17 protein-coding genes and 1 pseudogene are annotated in these 24,356 nt (G+C 71.6%); 15 read left to right on the forward strand and 3 right to left on the reverse strand.

All coding sequences use genetic code 11. The features are described 5' to 3' along the window. Positions 1-56: 56 nt before the first annotated feature. From KVT45_RS03900 to KVT45_RS03915, 4 genes are all read left to right on the forward strand, one after another. Complete coding sequence (locus KVT45_RS03900; protein ID WP_217545043.1) at positions 57-1,826, forward strand: fatty acyl-AMP ligase; 1,770 nt, start codon at positions 57-59, stop codon at positions 1,824-1,826. Beyond that, positions 1,823-8,491 (forward strand): type I polyketide synthase, encoded by a 6,669-nt coding sequence (locus tag KVT45_RS03905; RefSeq protein WP_217545044.1) that lies wholly within the window; start codon positions 1,823-1,825, stop codon positions 8,489-8,491. Before KVT45_RS03900 ends, KVT45_RS03905 begins: the two co-directional genes overlap by 4 nt. A gap of 190 nt (positions 8,492-8,681) precedes the next feature. Beyond that, positions 8,682-9,713, forward strand: a complete 1,032-nt coding sequence (locus tag KVT45_RS03910; RefSeq protein ID WP_145968953.1) for an alpha/beta hydrolase family protein — start codon at positions 8,682-8,684, stop codon at positions 9,711-9,713. A gap of 4 nt (positions 9,714-9,717) precedes the next feature. Beyond that, complete coding sequence (locus KVT45_RS03915) at positions 9,718-10,974, forward strand: glycosyltransferase (RefSeq protein WP_217545045.1); 1,257 nt, start codon at positions 9,718-9,720, stop codon at positions 10,972-10,974. A gap of 180 nt (positions 10,975-11,154) precedes the next feature. On the opposite strand, the gene KVT45_RS03920 is transcribed toward KVT45_RS03915, so the two are convergent. Beyond that, positions 11,155-11,466 carry a hypothetical protein gene (locus KVT45_RS03920; RefSeq protein WP_089103473.1) on the reverse strand — a complete coding sequence of 104 codons (312 nt, stop codon included), beginning with the start codon at positions 11,464-11,466 and terminating at the stop codon, positions 11,155-11,157. Between the two features lie 153 nt (positions 11,467-11,619). After that, positions 11,620-11,883 (reverse strand): annotated as a pseudogene (locus KVT45_RS03925) (GTP-binding protein); the annotation flags it as partial. Positions 11,884-12,148: 265 nt separating this feature from the next. Here KVT45_RS03925 and KVT45_RS03930 point away from each other — a divergent pair. The 8 genes from KVT45_RS03930 (at position 12,149) to KVT45_RS03965 (ending at position 21,257) form a co-directional block, all read left to right on the forward strand. Further along, positions 12,149-12,631, forward strand: coding sequence for a (2Fe-2S)-binding protein (locus tag KVT45_RS03930; RefSeq protein ID WP_217545046.1), 483 nt, complete (start codon positions 12,149-12,151; stop codon positions 12,629-12,631). Then, positions 12,628-15,000 (forward strand): xanthine dehydrogenase family protein molybdopterin-binding subunit, encoded by a 2,373-nt coding sequence (locus KVT45_RS03935; protein ID WP_217545047.1) that lies wholly within the window; start codon positions 12,628-12,630, stop codon positions 14,998-15,000. Before KVT45_RS03930 ends, KVT45_RS03935 begins: the two co-directional genes overlap by 4 nt. Next, positions 14,997-15,851 (forward strand): xanthine dehydrogenase family protein subunit M, encoded by an 855-nt coding sequence (locus KVT45_RS03940; protein WP_217545048.1) that lies wholly within the window; start codon positions 14,997-14,999, stop codon positions 15,849-15,851. The genes KVT45_RS03935 and KVT45_RS03940 overlap by 4 nt, the downstream gene beginning before the upstream one ends. 15 nt (positions 15,852-15,866) lie before the next feature. Then, a complete protein-coding gene (locus tag KVT45_RS03945) occupies positions 15,867-16,742 on the forward strand; it encodes a MoxR family ATPase (RefSeq protein ID WP_254646282.1) in 876 nt (291 codons plus the stop codon). A gap of 6 nt (positions 16,743-16,748) precedes the next feature. Continuing rightward, entirely contained in the window at positions 16,749-17,921 is a 1,173-nt protein-coding gene (locus tag KVT45_RS03950; protein ID WP_217545049.1) for a VWA domain-containing protein, read from the forward strand. Continuing rightward, a complete protein-coding gene (locus KVT45_RS03955) occupies positions 17,914-19,020 on the forward strand; it encodes an XdhC/CoxI family protein (RefSeq protein WP_217545050.1) in 1,107 nt (368 codons plus the stop codon). The genes KVT45_RS03950 and KVT45_RS03955 overlap by 8 nt, the downstream gene beginning before the upstream one ends. Before the next feature lie 19 nt (positions 19,021-19,039). Beyond that, the gene (locus tag KVT45_RS03960; RefSeq protein WP_217545051.1) at positions 19,040-19,678 is read left to right on the forward strand and encodes an SRPBCC family protein; all 639 of its coding nucleotides are present in this window, start codon (positions 19,040-19,042) and stop codon (positions 19,676-19,678) included. Between the two features lie 181 nt (positions 19,679-19,859). After that, complete coding sequence (locus KVT45_RS03965) at positions 19,860-21,257, forward strand: hypothetical protein (protein ID WP_254646332.1); 1,398 nt, start codon at positions 19,860-19,862, stop codon at positions 21,255-21,257. 31 nt (positions 21,258-21,288) lie between these two features. On the opposite strand, the gene KVT45_RS03970 is transcribed toward KVT45_RS03965, so the two are convergent. After that, positions 21,289-21,801, reverse strand: coding sequence for a metallophosphoesterase (locus KVT45_RS03970; protein ID WP_217545053.1), 513 nt, complete (start codon positions 21,799-21,801; stop codon positions 21,289-21,291). Between the two features lie 96 nt (positions 21,802-21,897). Between KVT45_RS03970 and KVT45_RS03975 the strand changes: the two genes are divergently transcribed. Genes KVT45_RS03975 through KVT45_RS03985 form a run of 3 tightly spaced genes read left to right on the forward strand, consistent with a single transcriptional unit; the run spans position 21,898 to position 24,337 of the window. Next, on the forward strand, positions 21,898-22,335 hold the full coding sequence (locus tag KVT45_RS03975; RefSeq protein ID WP_217545054.1) for a MarR family winged helix-turn-helix transcriptional regulator: 438 nt from the start codon (positions 21,898-21,900) through the stop codon (positions 22,333-22,335). Further along, positions 22,332-23,744: an MFS transporter gene (locus KVT45_RS03980; RefSeq protein WP_308310638.1), complete on the forward strand. Its 1,413-nt coding sequence runs from the start codon at positions 22,332-22,334 to the stop codon at positions 23,742-23,744. The genes KVT45_RS03975 and KVT45_RS03980 overlap by 4 nt, the downstream gene beginning before the upstream one ends. A gap of 8 nt (positions 23,745-23,752) precedes the next feature. Beyond that, on the forward strand, positions 23,753-24,337 hold the full coding sequence (locus KVT45_RS03985; RefSeq protein WP_217545055.1) for a hydrolase: 585 nt from the start codon (positions 23,753-23,755) through the stop codon (positions 24,335-24,337). The last annotated feature ends 19 nt before the right edge of the window (positions 24,338-24,356 follow it).

The following is a 24,356-nucleotide window of genomic DNA, read 5'->3' on the forward strand; positions in this document are numbered from 1 at the left end:
CGAGAAGCCCCGCTGTCTGTCGTGAACGAAGGTTCGGTGACTTCATGCGGAAAACCATGGAAGACACGATCAGTCATCATCTCACTCGGGCTGCGGAGCGGGCCCCCGCCGAAAATGCGTTCACTTTCGTGGACTTCAGCACCGATCGCGAAGGAGCCTCCGCCTCTCTGACATGGCGCCAACTGGAGAAGAGGGTCCGTACCCTCGCGTCGGTCCTGCGTCGCGGCGGTGCGGTCGGCGAGCGGGTGGCCCTCGTGGGGCCGCAGAACCTGGACTACATCGTCGGCTTCCTCGCGGTCACGTGCGCCGGTGCGATCGCCGTTCCCCTGTTCCCCCCGACTCTGCCGGGCCATGCGGAGAAACTGGCCGCTGCGCTCGCCGACGCCGACCCGGTGCTCGCCCTCACCAGCCCCGACTCGCTTCAGGCCGCAGAAAAGTTCTGCGCCAACCAGGACGGCCTCCGCGTGCGTGTGGTCACCGAGGAGGACCTGCTCTCGGGTTGGGCGGCATGGGCCGAACCAGCGGACGGTGAGCATTCTCATCCACGCCCCGAGGAGTGCGCCTACCTGCAGTACACCTCGGGCTCCACCCGCATGCCGTCCGGCGTGGAGATCACCCACGCCAACGTCTGCGCCAACGCACGCCAGGCGCTGAAGGCGTACGGCATCCGAGCCGGGCGCAACTGCACCGTCGGCTGGCTTCCCCTGTACCACGACATGGGGCTCGTGCTGGCGATCGTGCTTCCCGTCGTCGGCAAGGTCCACTCCGTGTTCATGGATCCGCTGGCCTTCGTCCAGCAGCCCGTCCGCTGGCTGCGGCTGCTCAGCGAACACCCGGGTGCGCTCACCGCCGCCCCCAACTTCGCGTACGACTACTGTGTGCGCCGCGTCACCGACGAGGATCGCGCAACGCTGTCGCTGGGGTCGGTCGCCGCCATGGTCAACGGCAGTGAACCCATCGCCGAGCAGACGCTCCAACGGTTCCAGCAGGCTTTCGCCCCAGTCGGCGCGGTCCCCACGGCGATGCGTCCGTCCTATGGGCTGGCCGAGGCGACCGTGTTCGTGTCTGCCTCACCGGCCGGTGAGGAACCGACCGTCACCTCCTTCGACCGCGACGCGCTGGCGGCCGGCACCGCCCGGCCGGCCGAGGGCACCGAGGCACAGGCCGTGAGCCGTCTGGTCGGCTGCGGGCGGCCCACCGACCAGGAGGCCACCGTCGTCGACCCGGTCGGCCTCGTCCGGCTGGAGGACGGGCGTGTGGGCGAGATCTGGCTGCGCGGCCCCAACGTCGGACGCGGCTACTGGGGAAGCCCGGAACAGAGCGAGGCGACCTTCCGCGCCACCCTCCACGGCGACAACCCGGGCGCGGAGACGCAGCACTGGTTGCGCACGGGAGATCTCGGGGTGTGGCACGAAAACCACCTCTACATCACCGGTCGCCTAAAGGATCTCGTGATCATCGACGGGACCAATCACTATCCGCAGGACATCGAGCACACCGTCGAGAACGCCAACCCGGCGATCCGCCGTCATCACACCGCGGCATTCTCCGTTCCCACCGACGACGGAGAACGCCTGGTCGTCGTAGCCGAGCATGTCCGTGACCTCACGGAACCCCACAGGGTCCGGGACGAGGTGACACGCGCGGTACGCGTGGCGGTGTCCGCCGGTCACGCCATCGCGATGCACGACTTCGTCCTCGCCCAGCCCGGCACCGTACCCCACACCACCAGCGGGAAGGTCGCCCGCAGCGCCTGCCGTGAGCATTACCTCCGGGGTGCCTGGACCTCCGACACGCACGTACAGAGAGAGACCGGCGACGTATGAACCAGCCAGGCGGACACCAGGACCCGGTCGAGGACAACGCCGAGGCCACCACCTCCATCGCAGACGGCCGCTCCGGATCGGGCGCTGGCGAGCTGCGGAACGCACTGGTGCGGCTGGTCTCGGACATCAGCGGCATCTCGCCGGAACAACTCGACGACGGCCGTCCTCTGGCGGAGTACGGCCTCACCTCCCGCGACGCCGTCGGACTGACCGGCGAACTGGAGAAGATCCTGGACCGATCACTGTCCGCCACGCTGCTGTGGGAGTACCCCACCATCGGACAACTCGTTGCCGCCCTGACGAACGCCGGCCAGACCGACGCCGCGCAGTCGGACCGGCAGCCCCGTACGCCCGATGAGGAGGCCGCCGTCGCCCGCACCGACGACGGTGCCATCGCCGTCGTCGGCATCGGGTGCCGTCTGCCCGGCAACGTACACGGGCCGGACGCGTTCTGGGACCAGCTGATGGCGGGAACGGACACGGTCGGCCGGGTGCCCGAGAAACGCTGGCCGAACTTCGCCGGCACGGCGCCCGAGGTCACCGCCCTCATGGAATCCACCACACAGTGGGGTGGCTTTCTCGACGACATCGAGGGGTTCGACGCCAAGTTCTTCGGCATCACGCCCCACGAGGCCGAAGTCATGGATCCCCAGCAACGGCTGCTGCTCGAAGTCGTCTGCGAGGCGCTGGACCACGCGGGCGTACCTGCCCCCGCCCTGCAGAGCACATCCACCGGGGTCTTCGTCGGCCTGAGCGCCCTCGAATACGGGCATCTGACCACCTCGGACCCCGCGCGACTGACCGCGTGGACCAGCACCGGAGCCGCCGGCAGCATCGCCGCCAACCGCGTGTCTTATCTGCTCGACCTGCGGGGCCCCAGCATCACCGTCGACACCGCCTGTTCGTCGTCCCTCGTGGCCGTGCACCTGGCTTGCCGCAGCCTGCGCAGCGGGGAGTGCGACACGGCACTGGCCGCAGGAGTCAATCTCCTTCTGTCCCTGGCGGTCACGGCCTCCCTCGACCAGGCCGGCGCACTGGCCGCGGACGGCAGGTGCAAACCCTTCGACGCCGCGGCGGACGGATTCACCCGCAGTGAGGGCTGCGGCGTCGTCGTGCTCAAGCGGCTCGCCGACGCCCGGCGCGACGGCGACAGGGTGCTCGCCGTCATCAGGGGCACCGCCGTGAACCAGGACGGCCGCTCGGCGGGTCTTATGGCACCCAACCCGGCGGCGCAGGAAGCGCTGCTGCGGGACGCCCTGCGCGACGCACGCATCCACGCGGCCGACGTCGATTACGTCGAGGCGCACGGGACCGGCACCCTGCTGGGAGACCCCATCGAGGGGACCGCCCTCGGAGCGGTCGTCGGACGTGACAGGCAGCCCGACCAGCCACTGCTGATCGGATCGGTCAAGAGCAATCTGGGCCACCTCGAAGGCGCGGCCGGCATTATCGGCCTGATCAAGACCGCGCTGGCCCTGCATCACGGCCGTATCCCGGCCAGCTTGCACTTCCACTGCCCCAACCCACACATCGACTTCACCGAGCTGGGCCTGCGTGTGGTCACCGAACCGACCGCATGGCCCACCGCCGGCAACCGTCCGGCGCGCGCCGGTGTGTCGGCCTTCGGCTTCGGCGGTACGAACGCCCACGCCGTACTCGAGCAGGCGTGCCCGACCGGCGCGCATGCCACGCGGGCCGACGACGAAGAGGCCGGCCGCCCGCACATCCTGGTGGTGTCAGCCCGTTCCTCGGACCGGCTCGCGGACGCGGCCGCGAGTCTGTCGCGATGGGTGGCAGCCGACGACGCGCCCGCCCTCACCGACATCGCCCACACGCTCGCCTCGCACCGCCGTGGCCCGTCCTGCGCCGCCGTCGTCGCGCGGACCCACTCCGACGCGGCTGCCGGGCTGGCCGCGCTGGCCCAGGGGGAGATGGTCCCCGGCGTGGTGGCCGCGTGCACCGACGCACGAGCGGCGCAGTCGTTCACAGCGCAGCGACCGGTCTTCGTCTTCTCCGGTTACGGCTCACAGTGGGAAGGCATGGGGCGGCGCCTGTTGACCGACGATGCCGTCTTCGCCGCCCAGGTGTCCGCGCTCGATACGCACTTCCTCAGGGAGACGGGCTCCTCCCTGACCGACATGCTCATGTCCGATTTGACCAAGACAGCGGACCGGATCCAGCCGTTGATCTTCGGAATCCAGCTGGCCCTGGCGCGGACCATGCAGGCCCATGGCGTGGAACCCGCCGCCGTCATCGGACACTCGATGGGCGAGGTCGCAGCCGCCGTGGTCGCCGGTGCTCTCGACGACCGAGACGGAGTGCGCGTCATCGTCCGCCGGTCGGCCCACCTCGCCATCCTCGAAGCCGGCCGGGCCGGCGCGATGGCCGCGGTGGAGCTGCCCGTGGAGTCCCGGGCGACCGTTCTCAGCCGCTTTCCCGGTGTCGAGGTCGCCGTTCACTCCTCGCCCCAACGCTGCACGGTGGCCGGCCCGGCCCAAGCGGTGCGCGACCTGGTGGACGAGCTGACCGATCAGGACCGGCTCGCCCGACTGCTAGAGCTGGACGGAGCCGCCCACACAGCCTTGGTCGATCCCATCCTGGCGCCACTGAGCGAGGATCTTGCCGACCTGTGCCCGCGACCACCCGCCACACCCTGGTACAGCACAGTCCTTGATGATCCCCGCGCAGGCGCGGCAGCCGATACGAGCTACTGGTGCGCCAACGCCCGCCGCCCAGTGCTTCTGCAACAGGCGGTGACAGCGGCAGCCGAGGACGGCCACACCCTGTTCCTGGAGATCTCGCCCCACCCCATCGTCGTCGTCCCCCTCGCGGAGAGCCTCGACGCCACCCCGGCGGGGGACCAGGCGCTGGTCCTCCCGACCCTCCGCAAGAACACCGACGACACCGTCCAGGTACGAGTCGCGCTGGCGCGGCTGCACTTCGCCGGCGTCCCGCTGAACCCTGGGCTGTGGCCCGCCGGTGCGCGCACCGCACTGCCCACGCCCGCGTGGCGGCATGAACAGTTCTGGTTCCCCCGCCCCACCCGATCGACCGAAGCCGGCGGCCATCCCCTGCTGGGGGTGCGCACCGACGACCCGAGAACCGGCGCGGTGCTGTGGCAGGGAGAAGTCGGCACGAGCTGGCACGGCACTCGCGGCACGGTCCACGGCAGAGCGGTGCTGACCCTCGCCGAGGCCGCGGAGCTGATGATCGAAGCCGGCCTGGACCTGTGGGCCCGTGAGGGCATCACCCACCTCGGCATCGAGGACCTGCAGATCCACCGGTGGCTCGCCATCTCCAGCAGCACCCCCCTGACCACGGTGTGGGAACCGGACTCCGGCACACACGGAACCATCACCCTCCACGCCCGTGGCGCCGAGACCGTTTGGCATTGCTACGCCTCGGCCCGTGTCACCCGCGCCCCGGAACCCCAGGGCGAGCCGCACCCCGAGCCGGAAACGAAGCCGACGCCTGCCCAGCACTTCATCCCCAAGGACCCCCTGTCCCCGCACCGGCCGTCCTACGCACATGTCCTGACCGCCATGCTGGAGGCGCAGGGCGCCGAGGACACACCACCGGTCGGCGACCGCGCCGTCGAAGCCGCCGCACACACCGTCCCGGTCGGCGTACGGTCCCTGCTCATCAAGGGGCCGGGCGTCCTTGACCCCGGCTATGACATCAGCCGCACGCCCGCCGACGGCGCCGGCCCGACAGGCCCGGACGTCGGCCAGTGGCATGTTTCTGCCCGGGGCGACACGAGCGAGATCGTCGCCCGGTTCGTTCAGCTGCGGCCCGTCGAGCGGCGCGAAGTGCCACGGTCCCTCGAGACGTGCACGTACGACATCCAGTGGGAGAAGTCCACCGTTCCCCTGCCGTCGAGGCGTCTGCAGCGTGCCCTGCTCATCAGCGACGAACCGGACACCGCGGGCGGCGCCACGGCCTCGCTCGTGGCAGCCCTGGAAGCCGGCGGTACCGACGTCACGGCGACCGATGCCCGGGACGACGCCTGCGACAACGTACTTGACGCCTGGCTGGAGAGCCCGCAGGACGGCCAGAGCGCCGTAGTCCTGTTCTTCCAGCAGGACGAACGCGACGACGACATGCGGTCACTGCACAGGGCGGCACGGTTGGCGCGCCGCCTGGCCGGCGCAACGCACCGGCAGCCGCCACGCCTGTGGATGGCCACCGTGCTGGCGCAGGCGACGGGGTCCGGGGAACCCGGGGCGCCGTCTCTCGCCTGCCTGCGTGGACTCGTCCGGGTCCTCGCGCTCGAACACCCTCAGCTGCGGGCCTCGCTGGTAGACATCGACAATCAGCCCGGAGCGGTCGACGACCTCGCCCGCGAACTCCTCGCGGGCAGCGACGCGGACGAGATCGCCTGGAGGGCCGGCACACGCCTCACCGCGCGTCTGGCCCGGGCCGACCTCAGCGCACAGCGCAACGACACCGTGGCCTTCACCCGTCCCGACGGCGCGTACATCATCACCGGGGGCCTGACGGGGCTGGGCCTGGCTACAGCGAGCCGGCTCGCCGAGCAGGGTGCCGGGCGCATCGTCCTCAACGGACGCCGTGCCCCGGGACCCGAGGCCCAGGCCGTCCTGGCCGAACTGCAGGAACGTGGGACATCCGTCGCCGTGGTACAAGGGGACATCGCGGACCTCGACGTGGCCGCGAACCTGGTGCGTGCCGCGCTCGCCGACGGCCACACCCTGCGCGGCATCGCGCACTGTGCCGGCGTCCTGCACGACAGCATGATCACCGACCTGGAACCGGCGGACATCGACACGGTGCTGCGGCCGAAGGCCGTAGGAGCCCGGAACCTCGAGGCGGCTATCGCCGACCACGATCTGGACTGGTGGGTGATCTACAGTTCCGCCGCGGCACTGCTCGGCTCACCCGGACAGTCCGCCTACGCGGCCGCCAACGCCTGGCTCGACGCCGTGGCCCACCACCGCAGAGCCAGCGGCCTGCCCGCGACCTCCATCGCCTGGGGCCCCTGGGAGAACGTCGGCATGACGACCGGGAACCAGGTGCTGGCGCTGGAGCCCATCCAGATGAGCGAGGGAATGGACGTCCTGCAGGCACTCGTCACCCTCAACTGCGCGCACGTGGGCGTCGTCCACCTCGACACGGAGCGCGTGCTGGCGGCGTTCCCCGGACTGTCCGCCATTCCTTTCTTCTCCGACGTCCTCGAGATCGGTTCACCCAGTGCCGACGACTGGGTCGGCCCCCAGGGCATCGGGGCTCTGGGCAGCTCCGCCGCAGACAAGGTGTACGCACGCCTGGTCAGGATAACGGCGGCCGTCATGGGATTCGCGGCCGCCGAACTCAGCGAGACGGTCCCGCTGACCGACCTGGGCCTGGACTCCCTGGTGGCGGTACGCATCCAGAACACGATCCGCCAGGACTTCGGCATCGACGTGCCCGCCCCCCGACTGCTGCGCGGCGCCAGCCTGCGTGAAATCGGTCGCGCGGTGCTCGAACAACTTGGACTGGACGCCACGGAGCCGACGGCCGGTTCCCAGCCCACGGCGCCCGAGGACACTCGCCGGGCCGAGCCGTCCACACTCACGCTGCCGAGCTTCCTCGGCCCCAGGGACACTGCGGAGCGGCTGGTCGCGAGCTCCTGGGCCGAAGTCCTGCGGCAAGGGCCGAGGGACATCCGGGAGGACTTCACCACCGCCGGCGGAGACCAGGCCGCCGCCGCGGCCATGGTGGACGTCATTCGCCGGCGCCTCGGTGACGACACCGAGTTGAGCCTGACGGCCGACGCCGTCCTCGCCCAGCGCACCGTCGCAGCCGTCGCCGAACTGATCCGGCCCGTCGTCAACCGAACCGGCAGGTCGGCACTCACCACCCTGCGCCCCCCACTCCCCGGGTCGGAACGGCCCCCGCTGTTCACCTTCCACCCCGCCGGTGGCCCGACCTCCGTCTACCTGCCACTGACGGGGCTGCTGCCGGCCGAACAGCCCGTGTACGGCCTGGAACGCGTCGACCGGCTGAGCACCATGGAGGAGAAGGCGGCCCGCTACCGCACACTCATCCGTGACATCCAACCGGAAGGGCCCTACCACCTGCTCGGCTGGTCTTTCGGAGGATGCCTCGCCTACGAAGTGGCGCTTCAACTGAGGGAAGAAGGACAGGACATCGAGTTTCTCGGGCTGATCGACACCATCCTGCCCCCCGTCCTGCCGCAACCGGAATCACGGGAGTTCCTGCTCGAGCGTTTCGGTCGTTTCGCCGAATACATCGAGAAGACGTACGGACACCGCCTCGACTTGCCCTACGAAGAGCTGGCGGCCACCCCGGACGATCAGCGGATCGACGTTGTCATGCGTCTGGTCGCCGAGGCAGGACTCGACATGAGCCCAGGGATTATGGAGCACCAACGGACCTCGTACATCGACGCCCGCGTGGGCGAACGGTATGTCCCCCGCCCCCAGGAGGGCCACGTAGTGCTCTATCGCGCCAAGCAACCGCAACAGCTCACCGCCGCTTTGGACCCGCGCTACCTCCGGCAGGACACCGACCTCGGGTGGGCGGCCCTGTGCCACACCCTCGAGATCGTCCCGGTCGACGGCGACCATCTGTCCGTCATCGACCCCCCGCACGTCCAGACCATCGTGCAGCACGTCACCCGGGCTATGGGGTGGCCCCCCCGATGATCGGCGCACCACGCCTGTTCCGCGGGGCTCCCCGTGGAACAGGCGCAACCACTTTTCACCCACCAGAGCCGCTTTTCGCCCACCAGAGCACGGCCTGCGAGCGGGTGACGCCGAGCCCGGTACCCCGCGAACGCTGCTCGGCTGTACGGCTGTACGGACCTTTGCCCTCCGTGGAACGGGGTGTCTGCTGGTGGTGATCAACGCATTTCGTCATGCTCCCGCATGTGCGGGTCACTTTCTGAAGTACGCGAAAAGAAATCTGGTCTGTCTCTGGCTCGCCGCGGCTCTTCTCTCGACCGAGGCGCACGCGGCCGAGTGGAAACCGGACGCCTCGCCCCGGCCTCACCATGCGGAGGCTCGTGTCACTGACGTGAAGGTCATTGACAACCGGATGCGCGATCTCATGGTCAGTTCTCCGGCGATGGGAATGTCCATCCCGGTCCGCGTCATTCTTCCCGCGCACTGGAGAGAAAAGCCGACAACCACCTTTCCAGTTGTCTACTTGTTCCACGGCGGCGACGACGACTACACGTCCTGGACACGCGAGACAGACGTGGAAGCGTTGGCGAAAGACTCTGACGTGCTGGTCGTCATGCCGGACGCCGGAAGGAATGGTTACTACAGTGACTGGTTCGCCGGTGCTCCCCGCTGGGAAACCTTTCACACCCGCGAACTCGTGCGGCTCATGGAGGAGAAGTTCCGTGCGAGCCACTCACGAGCCGTCGTGGGACTGTCCATGGGAGGCTTCGGCGCACTCAACTACGCGGCGCACAACCGGGGGATGTTCCGTTACGTGGCCTCAATGAGCTCTTACGTGGATCTGAACGACCCTGCCGTGCGCCTGGAACTCGCCCTTGGTACCGGGAACGAGGGGATCGACATCAAAGATGTCTGGGGCGACCCGGTGAAGAACGACGAAGTCTGGCACGCCCACACCCCTGCTGCAATGCCGCGTGCCTTCCGCGGAATGCACGTCCATCTCTCCGCGGGCAGCGGCCAGCCCGGACCGCTGGACACGGGACGCCCCTCCGATGTTGTGCTGGTGAGCGTGCTGGGCGAGGCACCCCTGTGGGGGCAGATCGAAAGATTCGCGCGGTCGCTCCGCTCTGAGGGCGTCGACGTCACGACGCATCTGTACACGCCGGGGACGCATTCCTGGCCGTACTGGCAGGCGGAGTTGCACAGCATCTGGCCGTCGGTCATGAAGTCGATCGGGGAGTGATTTCATGCGGACAGTGGTGATTTTCGCCGCGGGATCCCGCGGCGACGTCCAGCCCTGCCTGGCACTGGGGCGAGCACTGCTCCGTCGGGGCGACACGGTGAGGATCCTGGCCAGCCTCCGCTATCGGCATCTGATCGCCGAGGCGGGCCTGGATCTTCATCCCCTTCCGGTCGACCCGGTGGAGATCATCGAGTCGGCCGAGGGGCAGGAACTCCTCGCCGGACGAAGGAATCCGGTGGCGTTCATCCGTCGTATGGACCGGGTCCTACGACCCCGCATGATGTCGATGCTTGAGGAGACGCAGGTCGGCGCGAAGGGAGCTGACCTGGTTCTGGCACCAACCTTCAGCTTCCTCGGTCTTCACCTGAGCCAGTACCTCCAGGTCCCGCACGCCGTCATTCACTTCCAGCCGAGCCAGCCCACGAAGGTCTTTCCGCACCCGTTTGCGCCGGCTGCCCGGATGCTGGGTGGCGTGGGCAACCGGCTCAGTTTCGGTGCCGTCGACCTCGGGTCCTGGATGGTGTTCCGGCGGTTCGTCAACGCATGGCGCCGGGAGAGCCTGGGCCTCCCAGCGCTCTCCTTGTCGGCCCCCTTCCGGCAGGTTCGGCAAGCCCCCGTGCTGTGTGCGTTCAGCCCCACTGCCGTGCCGCGGCCGTTCGACTGGGGACCGAACGTCCACGTCACCGGCTTCTGGCACCATGATCGGCCGCTGTGGAACCCCCCGCGGCGACTGCTTGCCTTCCTGTCCGACGGCCCCCCGCCCGTCTACGTCGGATTCGGCAGCATGAGAACCGGCGACCCCGAGGCGACCGACGCCCTCGTACGGACGGCCCTGCGTCGGGCGAACCTGCGTGGAGTGCTGCCGGGGGACCCGGCCACCAGCGAGGACGACATCCTCGTGGTCGGCGACACCCCCCACGACTGGCTGTTTCCCAGGATGGCCGCTGTCGTCCACCACGGCGGAGCCGGCACGACGGCCTCAGCACTGCGCGCCGGAAGACCCTCCCTGATCTGCCCGTTCTTCGGAGACCAGCCCTACTGGGCCGCACGGGTGCACGAACTCGGCGCGGGGCCCGCGCCTCTGCCGATCCGTAAGCTCACCGTTGCCGCCCTCGTCCATCGCCTGCACGCCCTCACCCGGCATGCCCCCTACACCGAGACCGCGCGCCGGCTCGGCCGGGCCCTGGAAGCCGAGGACGGCATCGCCCAGGCCTGTCAGGTCCTGGACCAGCTCGGCAGGGTGGCTTCAAGTTCCCGGTAGGAGCGGGGTATCGGCTATGCCCCAGATCCGGAGGCCGTGTTCGAGTGCGTCCCGGATCACCCCGCTGGTCTTGGCGATGTTGTCGACAGCGTGAACACCGAACGTATCCTCGGGCTGCTGCGGGTGGTGACCGGGTCGCGCAGCCGGTACGACGGGCTGAAGCGGCTGGCGAAGGCGCCGTCAGTGTCGTACTTGCGCGAGCATCCGGCCTGCCTGGACAGGCTGGAGCTGCTGGGGCCGACGGCGAAGTGGCTGGAAGGTGTGCCGCCGGGGAAGGTGGAACACTTCGCCGGGCAGGCGCGGGTGCTGAACGCGGCCGAGGGGCGAGAAGGCCCTGAAGGAGGGCGCGACACCGGCGGCCTGCTCCAGGAACCGGCTCATCCGCTGGAAGAGGTCGTCGAACACGGCGGCGATCGGCTCGACCCAGCCCGGGGAGGGGAGGACCGCTCGTTCCATGAGATGGCCGGGCCGGTGGTGTACGGGCAGAGTCATCGCGGTTCGCCTCCGCGAAACGACGGCGTTCGGGTCTTTTCCATGCTGCGGGTATCCGTGACGGCCCGAGAATCAGGCCAGCCGACGACCGGCTCCAGGCCCCCGCGGGCCGCGGACTTGTCTGATCAGCGGCGCCTCTGATCCCTTTGGGTGGATCCGCTCCACCTCGGCGTTGAAGTCCGGGTGCCCGGGGGTGTCGATGAGGTTGACGGTGACGCCGTCGAGGGGGAACGACACGACGGCGGACTTGATGGTGATGCCGCGCTGCCGTTCCAGGGCCAGCGAGTCGGTCGTGGTACTGCCGTCGTCGACGCTGCCGAGCTCGTCGATGACGCCGGCGGTGTGCAGCAGCCGTTCGGTCAGACTGGTCTTACCTGCGTCGACATGCGCGAGAATTCCGAGATTGAGCAGATGCACTGGGCGTGATGTCCTTCGGCATGGGTGGGATTCCTTCCTCGGTGGACATGCACGCAGCGCGCATCGGTGGTCCTCTCTCGGTGACGTCGGGTGAGGAGCAGTGCAGCAGGACGGCCCGGGCGGCGGCAATGGATTAACGCTCAACAAAAGCCCTGCCGCAGCGCTCGCCGCCTCCAAGGCGCGGTCATAGAGTTACCTACATCACGCCCATATGACTCATACACCCCGTTTTCCCTCGCTCCTGCCCGCACGGTCTGGAGGCCACATGACCCACATCAAGGTGACGGTGGACGGCACGCCCTACGAGGACGAGGTGGCACCCCGTCTGCTGCTGGCCCACTACCTGCGCGACGTTCTGGGCCTGACCGGCACCCCGATCGGCTGCGACACCTCGAACTGCGGCGCGTGCACGGTCGACCTGGACGGGGCGACCGTCAAGAGCTGCTCGGTACTGGCCGTACAGGCGGACGGCGGCACGGTGACCACCGTCCAGGGACTGGCCGAGGACGGGGAATGGACGGCGCTCCAGCACGCGTTCCACGAGTGGCACGCACTGCAGTGCGGCTACTGCACCCCCGGGATGATCATGGCCGCGCGGGATCTGCTGCGCGAGAACCCGCACCCCACCTCCGACGAGGTCCGGGAGGCCCTGGAGGGCAATCTGTGCCGGTGCACCGGCTACCAGAACATCGTCCGCGCGGTGCTCGCCGCCTCCGGGCAACAGGTACCCGAGGAGGCCACGGCATGACCGACCAGGCCGTGAAAGCCGCAGCACACGAGATCGGCCGCTCCCGGCTGCGCAAGGAGGACGCCCGGCTGATCACCGGCCAGACCAACTGGACCGACAACATCCAGGTCGCCGGACTGCTCCACCTGGCCGTCCTGCGCAGCCCGATGGCGCACGCCCGCCTCAGCCGCGTCGACGTCTCCCCCGCCCTCGAACGCCCCGGGGTCATCGCCGCGTTCACCGGCGCCGACCTCGCCGAAGGCCTGGGCTCGCTCCCCTGCGCCTGGCCGGTGACCGAGGACATCGTGCTGCCCGACCACCCGCCGATCGCCGTCGACGAGGTCCGGCACGCCGGCGACCCGGTGGCCGTCGTGGTGGCCCGCGACCGGTACGCCGCCGCCGACGCGCTGGAGGCGGTCGAGGTCGAGTACGACCCGCTGCCCCCGGTCCTCGACCTGGAGGCCGCGCTGGCCGACGACGCCCCGCTCGTCCACTCCGACAAGGGCACCAACCGCTGCTACACCTGGCCGCTGGCCACCGGCGAGAGCTTCGAGTCCGCACGGCAGCGCGCCGACGTGACGCTCAAGCGCCGCTACCACCAGCAGCGGCTGATCCCCAACGCCATGGAGCCGCGCGCGGTCGTGGTCACCCCGATCGCCGCCTCCGGCGAGTACACCGTCTACTCGGCGACCCAGATCCCGCACATCCTGCGGATCATGCTGGCGACCGTCACCGGCATCCCCGAGCACAAGCTCCGGGTGATCGCCCCGGACGTGGGCGGCGGCTTCGGCTCCAAGCTCCAGGTGTACGGCGAGGAGGCCGTCGCGCTCGCCGTCGCCCGCAGGCTCGGCCGCCCGGTGAAGTGGACGGAGTCCCGCTCCGAGGGCTACCTCGCCACCCACCACGGCCGCGGCATGATCCAGGACATCGAGGTCGCCGCCACCCGCGAGGGCAGGCTGCTCGGCCTGAAGGTGGACCTGACCGCCGACATGGGCGCCTACCTGATGCTGGTCACCCCCGGCATCCCGATCCTCGGCGCCTTCATGTACCCGGCGATCTACAAGATGGACGCGTACGAGTTCAACTGCACCGGCGTCTTCACCACCCGCACCCCCACCGACGCCTACCGCGGCGCCGGACGCCCCGAGGCGACCTTCGCCATCGAGCGGATCATGGACGAGCTGGCCGCCGAACTCGGCCTGGATCCCGTGGAGTTGCGGCGCCGGAACTGGATCCGGCACGAGGAGTTCCCGTACACCTCGATCGCCGGGCTGACGTACGACACCGGCAACTACGAGGCGGCCACCGAGAAGGCCCTCGCCCTGTTCGGGTACGACGAGCTGCGCGCCGAGCAGCAGCAGCGCAACGAACGCGGCGACACCGTGCGCCTCGGCATCGGCGTGTCGACGTACACCGAGATGTGCGGGCTGGCGCCGAGCCGGGTGCTGCGCGACCTCAGGTACGCGGCCGGCGGCTGGGAGGCGGCGAGCATCCGCATGCTGCCCACCGGCAAGGTCGAGGTGGTGACCGGCACCAGTCCGCACGGGCAGGGTCACGAGACCTGCTGGAGCCAGATCGCGGCCGACGTGCTCGGCGTGCCGTTCGAGGACGTCGAGGTGGTGCACGGCGACACCCGGTCCTCTCCGCAGGGCATGGACACCTACGGCTCGCGGTCGCTGTCCGTCGGCGGCGAGGCCGTGCACCGGGCGGCGACGAAGGTGGTCGAGAAGGCGCGGAAGGTCGCCGCGCACCTGCTGGAGGCCAGCGAGCAGGACCTGGATTTCACGGACGGCGTGTTCGCCGTGAAGGGCTCGCCGGAGGCGCGGAAGACCATCCAGGAGATCGCCTTCGAGACGTTCACCGGCCACGACCTGCCCGACGGCGTGGAACCGTCCATCAACGCCGAGACGGTGGTCGACCCGGAGAACTTCTCCTACCCGCACGGCACCCACCTGTGCGCGGTCGAGGTCGACACGGAGACCGGGCGGACCCGGATCAGGTCGTACGTCTGCGTGGACGACGTCGGCCATGTCGTCAACCCGATGATCGTCGAGGGCCAGGTGCACGGCGGTCTCGCGCAGGGCATCGCGCAGGCGCTGTACGAGGAGGCCGTCTACGACGACGAGGGCAACCTCGTCTCCGGGACCATGGCCGACTATCTCGTGCCGTCGGCGGCCGACCTGCCGGACTTCGTCACCGACCGGACGGAGACCCCGGCGGCCTCGAACGCCATGGGGGTGAAGGGGGTCGGCGAGGCCGGGACGATCGCGTCGACGCCCGCGGTGGTCAACGCCGTGGTGGACGCGCTGCGTCCGCTGGGCGTGACGGACGTACGGATGCCGTGCACCCCCGAGCGGGTGTGGCGAGCGGTGAAGGAGGCGTCGGCATGATTCCCCCGGCATTCGAGTACGCCCGCCCGACGAGCGTCGGCGAGGCGGTGCGCACGCTCGCCGACGCCGGCGAGGAGGCGAAGGTGCTGGCCGGCGGGCAGAGCCTGCTGCCGCTGCTGCGGCTGCGGCTCGCCTTCCCGGAGCTGGTCGTGGACGTCGGCCGGATCCCGGAGCTGCGCGGGGTGCGCGAGGACGGCGGCACGCTCGTCATCGGCGCGCTCACCACGCACCACGACGTCATCCGCGACCCGTTGGTACGGCGGCACGCCGGGCTGCTGGCGGAGGCCACGGCCACCGTGGCCGACCCCGCCGTACGGCACCGGGGCACCCTCGGCGGCTCCCTCGCGCACGCCGACCCGGCCGGGGACCTGCCCGCCGTGGCGCTCGCCCTCGACGCCGAACTGGTCGTCGCGGGCCCGGGCGGCCGGCGCGTGATCCCGGCCCGGGAGTTCTTCGTGGACTACCTGCAGTCGGCGCTCGCCCCCGACGAACTGCTGGTGGAGGTGCGGATCCCGAAGACCGACGGCTGGGGCTTCCACTACGAGAAGTTCCAGCGGGTCGCGCAGGCCTGGGCGATCGTCGGGGTCGCCGCGCTGGTGCGGCGCGCCGACGGGCACATCGCCGAGGCGCGCATCGGGCTCACCAACATGGGCTCCACCCCGCTGCGGGCCACCGCGGCCGAGCAGGCGCTGTCCGGTGCCGACGGCCCGCAGGCCGTGGCCCGGGCCGCCGAGGCCGCCGCCGAGGGCACTCGGCCCTCCCAGGACCTGTCGGCCTCGCCCGAGTACCGGGAGCACCTCGCACGGGTGCTGACCAGGCGGGCCGTGCTGGCCGCCGGCGGAACGGGGTGAGCGCCGATTCCCCCGATGGACGACCCTGAGCAGGTGGGGGCCCGCCTGGCGGAGACGGGGTACCTCGTCGACGAAGGGCTGTCCGTCACCTGCTTCCTGGCCCTGAGACTGCACCGGCCGCTGTTCTGCGAGGGTGACGCCGGCGTGGGCAAGACCGCGCTCGCCGCCGCCCTCGCCGAGGCGCTGGGCGCACCGCTGATCCGGCTCCAGTGCCACGAGGGCATCGACGCCTCCCAGGCCCTGTACGACTGGGACTTCCCCCGTCAGCTGCTGCACCTGAGAGCCGCCGAGGCGGCGGGTGTGCAGGACGCGGACCGGCTGGAGAGCGAGCTGTACGACCGGCGCTTCCTGATCGCCCGGCCGCTGCTGCTGGCGCTCCAGCAGCACCCGTCGGTCCTGCTGGTCGACGAGATCGACCGGGCCGACGACGAGTTCGAGGCGTTCCTGCTTGAGCTGCTGTCCGAGTACTCGGTCACCATCCCCGAGCTGGGCACACTGCGGGCCGAGGTGCCGCCGGTGGTGGTCCTGACCTCGAACCGGACCCGCGAGGTGCACGACGCGCTGAAGCGGCGCTGCCTCTACCACTGGTTCGACCACCCGTCCTTCGCCCGCGAACTGGCCATCGTGCGCAGCCGGTTGCCGCAGGTGTCGGCCCGGCTGGCCGAGCAGGTCACCGCGCTGGTGCAGGCGCTGCGCGGCACGGACCTGGTCAAACCGCCAGGGGTGGCCGAGACGCTGGACTGGGCGGAGGCGCTGGACGCGCTGGGGGCGAGCGAGGTGGACGCGGAACTGGCCGTGGCGACGCTGGGTTCGGTGCTGAAGTACCGGGAGGACACCGAGCGGGCCCGGGGGCTCGACCTCTCGGCGGTCCTCGCGGCCCGGGGCGGGTGACCGGGCATGGGCGCGTCGCCACCGAGGACGGCCGGGGTGCCGGCGGATGCCGTACTGCTCGGTTTCGTACGGGCGTTGCGGGCGGCTGGGGTGGACGCGAGCGCCGAGCGCGGGTACGCGTTCCTGCGCGCCGTGGCCGCGCTGCGGCCGGGGATGCGCCCGGACGTGTACTGGGCGGGGCGGGCGACGCTGTGCGGCGGCCATGACGACCTGGAGCGGTACGAGCGGGTGTTCGCCGCGTACTTCGGAGCGGCCTGCGCACCCGCCCGGCAGCCGGTGCGCACCGCTCCGCCGCCGCGGCTGCGGCTCGTCGTGCGGGAGGCGGCCGGGGCACCCGGTGCCCGTGGCGAGAGCGAGCCGCCGGGCCCGCCCACCGCCGCCCTCGCCAGCTCCGCCGAGGTGCTGCGGCACCGTGACGTCACCGAGCTGGACCCCGCCGAGCGGGCCCAACTGCGCCGTCTGCTGGCCGCGTTCACGCTGGAGGGGCAGACCCGGCGCTCGGCGCGGCGGCGGCCCGCCCGGCGCGGGGAGGTCGACCCGCGCCGCACGGTACGGGAGTTGCTGCGGCGCGGCGGGGAACCGGCACTGCTGCGGCGGCATGCGCGGGTGGCGCGGCCGCGCCGGGTGGTGCTGCTCGTCGACGTGAGCGGCTCGATGGGGCCGTACGCCGACGCGCTGCTGCGGTTCGCGCACGCGGCGGTGCGCGCGGGCCGCACGGAGGTGTTCACCGTCGGCACCCGGCTGACCCGGGTGACCCGCGAACTGTCGCACCGGGACCCCGATCTGGCGATGGCGGAGGTCGCGGCGGCCGTGCCCGACTGGCGCGGCGGCACCCGCCTCGGCGAGCTGCTGCGCGAGTTCCTGAACCGGTGGGGGCAGCGCGGCATGGCGCGGGGCGCGATCGTGGTCCTGCTCTCGGACGGCTGGGAGCGCGGCGATCCGGAGCTGCTCGGGCAGCAGATGCGCCGGCTGCACGGCCTGGCGCACCAGGTGGTGTGGGCGAACCCGCGCAAGGCGCGGCCCGGTTACGCGCCGCTGGCGGCCGGGATGGCGGCGGCGCTGCCCAGCGTCGACGCCTTCGTGGCGGGGCACAGCCTGGCGGCCCTTGAGCGGCTCGCGGCGGTGGTCCGCGGGGCGCGGGCCGGTGTCGCGCCGGGGAAGGGAGCGGATGGTGCGTGAGATTCTGCCGACGCTGGCCGGCTGGCACGCGGCCGGGGTCCCGTTCGGTCTCGCCACGGTGGTCGCGGTCAGCCGCAGCGCGCCGCGCGGACCCGGTGCGGCCATGGCCGTGGGGCCGGACGACGAGGTGGTGGGCAGCGTGTCCGGCGGCTGTGTCGAGGGGGCCGTCTTCGAACTGGCGCAGGAGGTCGTCGCGACCGGCGAGCCGTCGTTGCAGACCTTCGGCTACAGCGACGAGGACGCGTTCGCGGTCGGGCTGACCTGCGGAGGCGAGATCACCCTGCTGGTCCGGCCGGTGACCGCCGGCTCCGACCCGGCGTTCGGCGCGGTCGCCGGTTCGGTCGCCGCGGGCGAGCCGGTGACCATGGCCACGGTGGTGGACGGACCCGCATCGCAGGGGGCCACGCTCGCCGTCTGGCCGGACCGGGCGGCCGGCAGCCTCGGCGCGGGCGGCCTGGACGTCGCCGTCACCGCGGACGCGCGCGGTGAACTCGCGCTCGGCGCCTCGGTGCTGAGGCACTACGGCCCGCACGGCGAGCGCCGCGAGGACACGGTCACCGTGTTTCTCCAGTCGTTCGCGCCACCGCCCCGGATGCTGGTGTTCGGCGCCATCGACTACGCGGCCGCGGTGGCCCGCATCGGAGACTTCCTCGGCTACCGGGTCACCGTCTGCGACGCCCGCCCGGTCTTCGCCACGCCCAAACGCTTCCCGGCCGCCGTCGAGGTCGTCGTCGACTGGCCGCACCGCTACCTGAGCGGCACGGACACCGACGAGCGCACGGTGATCTGCGTCCTCACCCACGATCCGAAGTTCGACGTGCCGCTGCTGGAGGAGGCGCTGCGCCGGCCTGCCGCCTACATCGGGGCGATGGGCAGCCGCAGGACCCACGAGGAGCGGCGCGCGCGGCTGGCCGGGGCCGGTCTCACCGAGGCCGAACTGTCCCGGCTGCGCTCGCCGCTGGGCCTCGACCTCGGCGCCCGTACCCCCGAGGAGGTCGCCGTGTCCGTCGCCGCCGAGATCGTGGCCCTGCGCTGGGGCGGCAGCGGTGCGCCCCTGGCCACGACCACCGGCGCCATCCACGCACCCGCCGTCCGCTGACCGCCAGGAGGAGTGAGTCATGGAACTGCGCCACGAGTTCACCGTCCCCGTCCCGGTCGACGACGCCTGGCACGCGCTCCTCGACATCGAACGGGTCGCGCCGTGCCTGCCGGGCGCGGTGGTCGAGGACTACGACGGCAGGACGGTGAGGGGCTCGGTGAAGGTCAGGGTCGGCCCGGTCACGGTGACCTACCGGGGCACGGCGGTCTTCGAGGAGCAGGACGGGTCGGCGCACCGGATGGTGCTGGTGGCGAGCGGCCGGGAGACCCGCGGGCAGGGCACGGCCCGGGCGACGGTCACCGCGACGCTCGCCGAACGCGACGGCGGTACGGCGGTGTCGGTCCGCACCGACCTCACGGTGACCGGCCGCCCCGCGCAGTTCGGGCGCGGGGTCCTGTCGGAGGTCGGCGACCGGCTGGTGGGGCAGTTCGCGGACTGTCTGGCGGCCCGGCTGGCCGAGCGGCCGCCCGCCTCCGGCGGCGAACCGGAGCCGCCGGGCGAGGACTTCGGGGACGCCGTACCGGCACAGCCGCTCGACCTGCTGCGTACGGCCGGGGTGCCGGTGGCCAAGCGGGCCGCCGCGGTGGCCGCCGTGCTCGCCGTGCTCACGGTGGCGGCGGCACGGCTGCGCCGGCGGCATCGCGCCCGGCACCGATGACGTGTTCCGTCCGCCGAACACTATGAACACAACGCCCTAGCCATGGTTCCGGTCCCGGCCCGCTCCCTAGCATCGCCGCGGACGGCGCGAAGGAGCGCCGCCGAGGACAGGGAGCCGCGCCTTGGACAGGTCGAGAACCCCCGTACGCGTCCGCCGGACCAGCCGCCACCGGCGTACCGGACTGCTCGCCTCGCTGGCGGCGGCCCTCACCGCCGCCTTCGCCGGAGCCCCTCCCGCACAGGCGGAGACACCACCACCGCCGGCCGCCGTCTCCTGCCCGGCGGAACTCGACGGCAAAGCCACCTGTTACACCGGCCAGGACGCGCACGGCGCCTACTACGCCATCGCCGTCCCCGAGCACTGGAACGGCTCCCTGGTCGTGCACGCCCACGGCGGCCCCGACCTCGGCACCGGCTCGGACCCGGCGCGCAGCGTCGACGACCTGGCCCGCTGGTCGGTGATGGTGAAGGAGGGGTACGCCTGGGCGGGTTCGTCGTACCGCAGGGGCGGTTACGGCACCCGCATGGCCGCCGAGGACACCGAGAACGTGCGCCGGCTGTTCGTCGCGAACTTCGGGAAGCCGCGGCGGACGTATGTGCACGGCCAGTCCTGGGGCGGGGACGTCGCCGCCAAGGTCGTCGAGGTGTACGGCCGCCGGGGCGGACCGTACGACGGGGCGCTGCTCACCAGCGGTGTCCTCGGCGGCGGGTCCCGCGGGTACGACTACCGCGTCGACCTCCGCGTCGTCTACCAGTACTACTGCCGCAACATGCCCCGGCCGACCGAACCCCAGTACCCGCTGTGGCAGGGCCTGCGCGCGGACTCGACGCTGACGACGGCCGGACTGCGCGCCCGGCTCCAGGAGTGCACGGGCTACGCCTCGGCCCCGCAGGAGCGCACCGCCCTCCAGCAGCGCAACCTCGACGACATCCTCGCCGTCACCGGTGTCCCCGAGCGCACCCTGGAGTCGCATCTGCGGTTCGCGGTCTTCACGTTCCGGGACATCGTGCACGACCGGCTCGGCGACCGTAACCCGTTCTCGAACCAGGGCGTTCGGTACTCCGGGTCGCACGACGACGAGGCGCTCAACGCCGGGGTCGAGCGGTTCGGCGCCGACCCGACGGCGGTACGCGACCTGTCCTACGACAGTGATCTCACCGGCAAGGTGTCGATCCCGGTGCTCACAATGCACGCGATCGACGATCCGACGGCGTTCGTGGAGCACGAGGCGGCCTACCGGGCCACCCTGCGCGGCGCGCACCGGGACCGCTACCTCGTGCAGACGTTCACCCACGAGTCCGAGCACAGTGCGCTGAGCGACGCGGAGTACGCCGACTCGATCGCGGCACTGGACGGTTGGGTGCGCACGGGCCGGAAGCCGACGCCCGGCACGATCGCGGACTCGTGCGCCGCGTTCGACCGGACCTATGCCACGGGCTGCTTCTACGACCCGGAGTTCCGCCCCGCCTCCTACGCCTCCCGGGTCCGGCCACGGCCGGGCGGGCTGCACTGGCCCGCCATGACGGCGGCGCAGGAGAAGCGGTGGAGCGGGATCGACGGGGTCGGGATCGCACCCTGACGGGTCTCCCGGAGATCATCCGTGCGTCCTGTCACGGCGCCGGCCGGCGCGGCGGCAGCCGGTGGAGTGTCACCTCGGTGAGGGCGCCGTCGGCGACGGTCGCGGTGAGGTAGGTGCAGTGGGGCTGGCGGCGGCGGTCGGTCGGAGAGCCGGGGTTGAGCAGCCGCAGGCCGCCCGGGGCCGTGCTGTCCCACGGGATGTGGCTGTGCCCGAAGACCAGGACGTCCAGGTCCGGGAAGCGGGCGGCGCAGCGGGCCTCGCGGCCCTGAGCGGGGCCGGTCTCGTGGATCACCCCGAAGCGCAGGCCGCCCAGGTCGGCATGGGCGACCTCGGGGAGCCGGGCGCGCAGGCCGGGGCCGTCGTTGTTGCCGTACACCCCGATGAGGCGGCGGCTTCGGCTCTCGAGCAGGTCGAGGGTGGCCTCGTCGACCCAGTCGCCGGCGTGCAGCACGACGTCCGCGCGCGGGAGCTCGGCGAGGAGCTGGTCGGGGAGCCGCCTGGCGCGCAGCGGGAGGTGCGTGTCGGAGGTCAGGAGCAGGCGCACCCGGCCAGCGTAGGCCAAGGGCCCCCGTCGAGGTCTTCAGTCCAGACTTAACAGTCCCGACTGGACAGTTCCGGCTGACGGTTCTACGGTGGGCGCATGGCAGAGATCTCCGATTCCGCGACCCGCGCGGCACGCGACCTGCGCGTGATGTTCAGCAGGATGCGCCGCCGTATCCGCGAGGTCGCCCAGGACGCGGACCTCACCCCGTCCCAGGAGTCGGCCCTCACCCTGGTGTCGAAGCACGGCGCGGCCACGGCCAGTGCGCTGGCCTCCGCCGAAGGGGTGCGCCCGCAGTCGATGGCGGCCACGCTGGCCGCGCTCGACCAGCAGGGGCTGATCCGCCGCAGCCCCGACCCGACCGACGGCCGTCGCCAGCTGGTCACCCTGACCGAGGCCGGCCAGGCCCGTGTCGAGGGCAACCGGCAGGCGCGCGACGAGTGGCTGGCCCGCGCCTTCCAGGACCGGTACACCGAGGACGAGCGGCGGGCCCTGCTCACCGCGATCGAGCTGCTGGAACGGCTGTCCCGCCCGTGATACCGAGGCTCACCGCAGGCACCCGCGAGGACACCCGCCCGGCCCCCGCCGGATTCGACCGGCGGCTGATCGCGCCGATGGTCCTGGGTTCCGTACTCAACCCGATCAACTCCTCGATGATCGCGGTGGCCCTGGTGCCGATCGGCATCGCCTTCGGGGCCCCGCCCGCCGAGACGGTGTGGCTGGTGACCGCGCTGTACCTGGCGACCGCCGTGGGGCAGCCGGTGATCGGCCGGCTCGTGGACATGTACGGGCCGCGCCGGCTCTACCTCGCCGGTACGGGCCTGGTGGGCGTCGCCGGGCTGATGGGTGCGCTGGCGCCCTCGCTGGGCGTGCTGATCGCGGCGCGGGTGCTGCTCGGCTTCGGCACCTCGGCGGCCTATCCGGCGGCGATGCGGCTGACCCGCAGCGAGGCCGAGCGCACCGGGCAGGACAGCCCGGCCGGGGTGCTGACCGCGCTCGCCGTGTCCGCCCAGACCGTGTCCGTGATCGGCCCGACCCTGGGCGGGATTCTGATCGGCGCCGGCGGCTGGCACCTGGTGTTCACCGTCAACGTGCCGCTCTCCGCCGCCTGCCTGGTCCTCGGCGTGAGGTGGCTGCCGAGGACCGCGACCTCCCGGCACCGGCAGCGCATGGACCTGGCCGGCATGGCCCTGTTCGCCGTCCTGCTGGTCTCGCTGATGCTGTTCCTGATGAGCCCGCGGCCGGACCGCTGGTACCTGCCGGCGCTGACCGCGGTCGCGGCCGCCGTCTTCGCCGCCCGGGAGCTGCGGGTGCCCGACCCGTTCGTCGACCTGCGGGTCCTCGGCGGCAACGGCCCGCTCATCGTCACGTATGTGCGCCAGTTCCTCGCGTACACCACCTCGTACGCCTTCCTGTACGGCTACACGCAGTGGCTGGAGCAGGGCCGCGGACTCGGCGCCTCCACCGCCGGGCTCGCGCTGCTGCCGCTGTCGGTCGCCGCGCTCGTCACCGCCACGCTCACCGGACGCCGGGAGGCCGTCCGCTCCAAGCTGGTGATCGGCTCCGTACTGCAGATCGCGGGCTGCGCGGCCCTGCTGCTGGTCGGCGCCGGCAGCCCGGTCTGGCTGCTGCTGGCGGTCGGCGCGCTGCTCGGCGTACCGCAGGGGCTGCTCGGACTCGCCGCGCAGACCGCGCTGTACCGGCAGGCCGACCCGGAGCGGATCGGTTCCGCCGCCGGACTGCTGCGCACCTTCATGTACCTCGGCGCGCTGGGTGCCTCCGCCGCCACCGCGGCGTTCTACCCGCACCGCGCCGACACGGGCGGGCTGCACGGCCTGGCCCTGTTCATGCTCGCCGGCTCGGCACTGCTGCTGGCGATCACCCTGCCGGACCGCTCGCTGGCCCGGCTCACCCCCCAACCCCGTCAAGCCCCCCGAAAGGCCTGATCCACCCCATGTCTCTGAGCACGCTCGACCCGCGCACCGCCCTTGTCGTCATCGACCTCCAGCAGGGCATCGTGGGCATGCCCACCCAGCCGCACACCGGCCCCGAGGTGGTGGCCCGCACGGTGGAGCTCGCCGACGCCTTCCGCGCCCGGGACCTGCCCGTGGTCCTGGTCCGGGTCTCCTTCGCCGCCGACTTCGCCGACGCCGTCCCGGGCCGCACCGAGCGCCAGGCGCGCGGCCTCGCCTTCCCGGAGGGCTGGGACGTCGTCGTCGACGAGCTCGCCGGCCGCGACGGCGACATCCACGTCACCAAGCACAACTGGAGCGCCTTCCACGGCACCGGCCTGGACGTCCAGCTGCGCCGCCGGGGCGTCACCCAGATCGTGCTGACCGGCATCGCCACCAGCATCGGCGTGGAGTCCACCGCCCGCGACGCCTACGCGCACGGCTACCACGTGACGCTGGCCACGGACGCCATGGCCGACGCCGACGCCGAGGCGCACCGGGGCAGCGTCGAGCGGATCTTCCCGCGGCTCGGCGAGTCCGGCAGCACGGCGGAGGTCCTGGAGCTCCTCGCCAAGACCCATGGCTGAGACCGCAACCCTGACCACG

This window comes from Streptomyces sp. GbtcB6 (assembly GCF_019091475.1).
GTDB lineage: Bacteria > Actinomycetota > Actinomycetes > Streptomycetales > Streptomycetaceae > Streptomyces > Streptomyces hyaluromycini.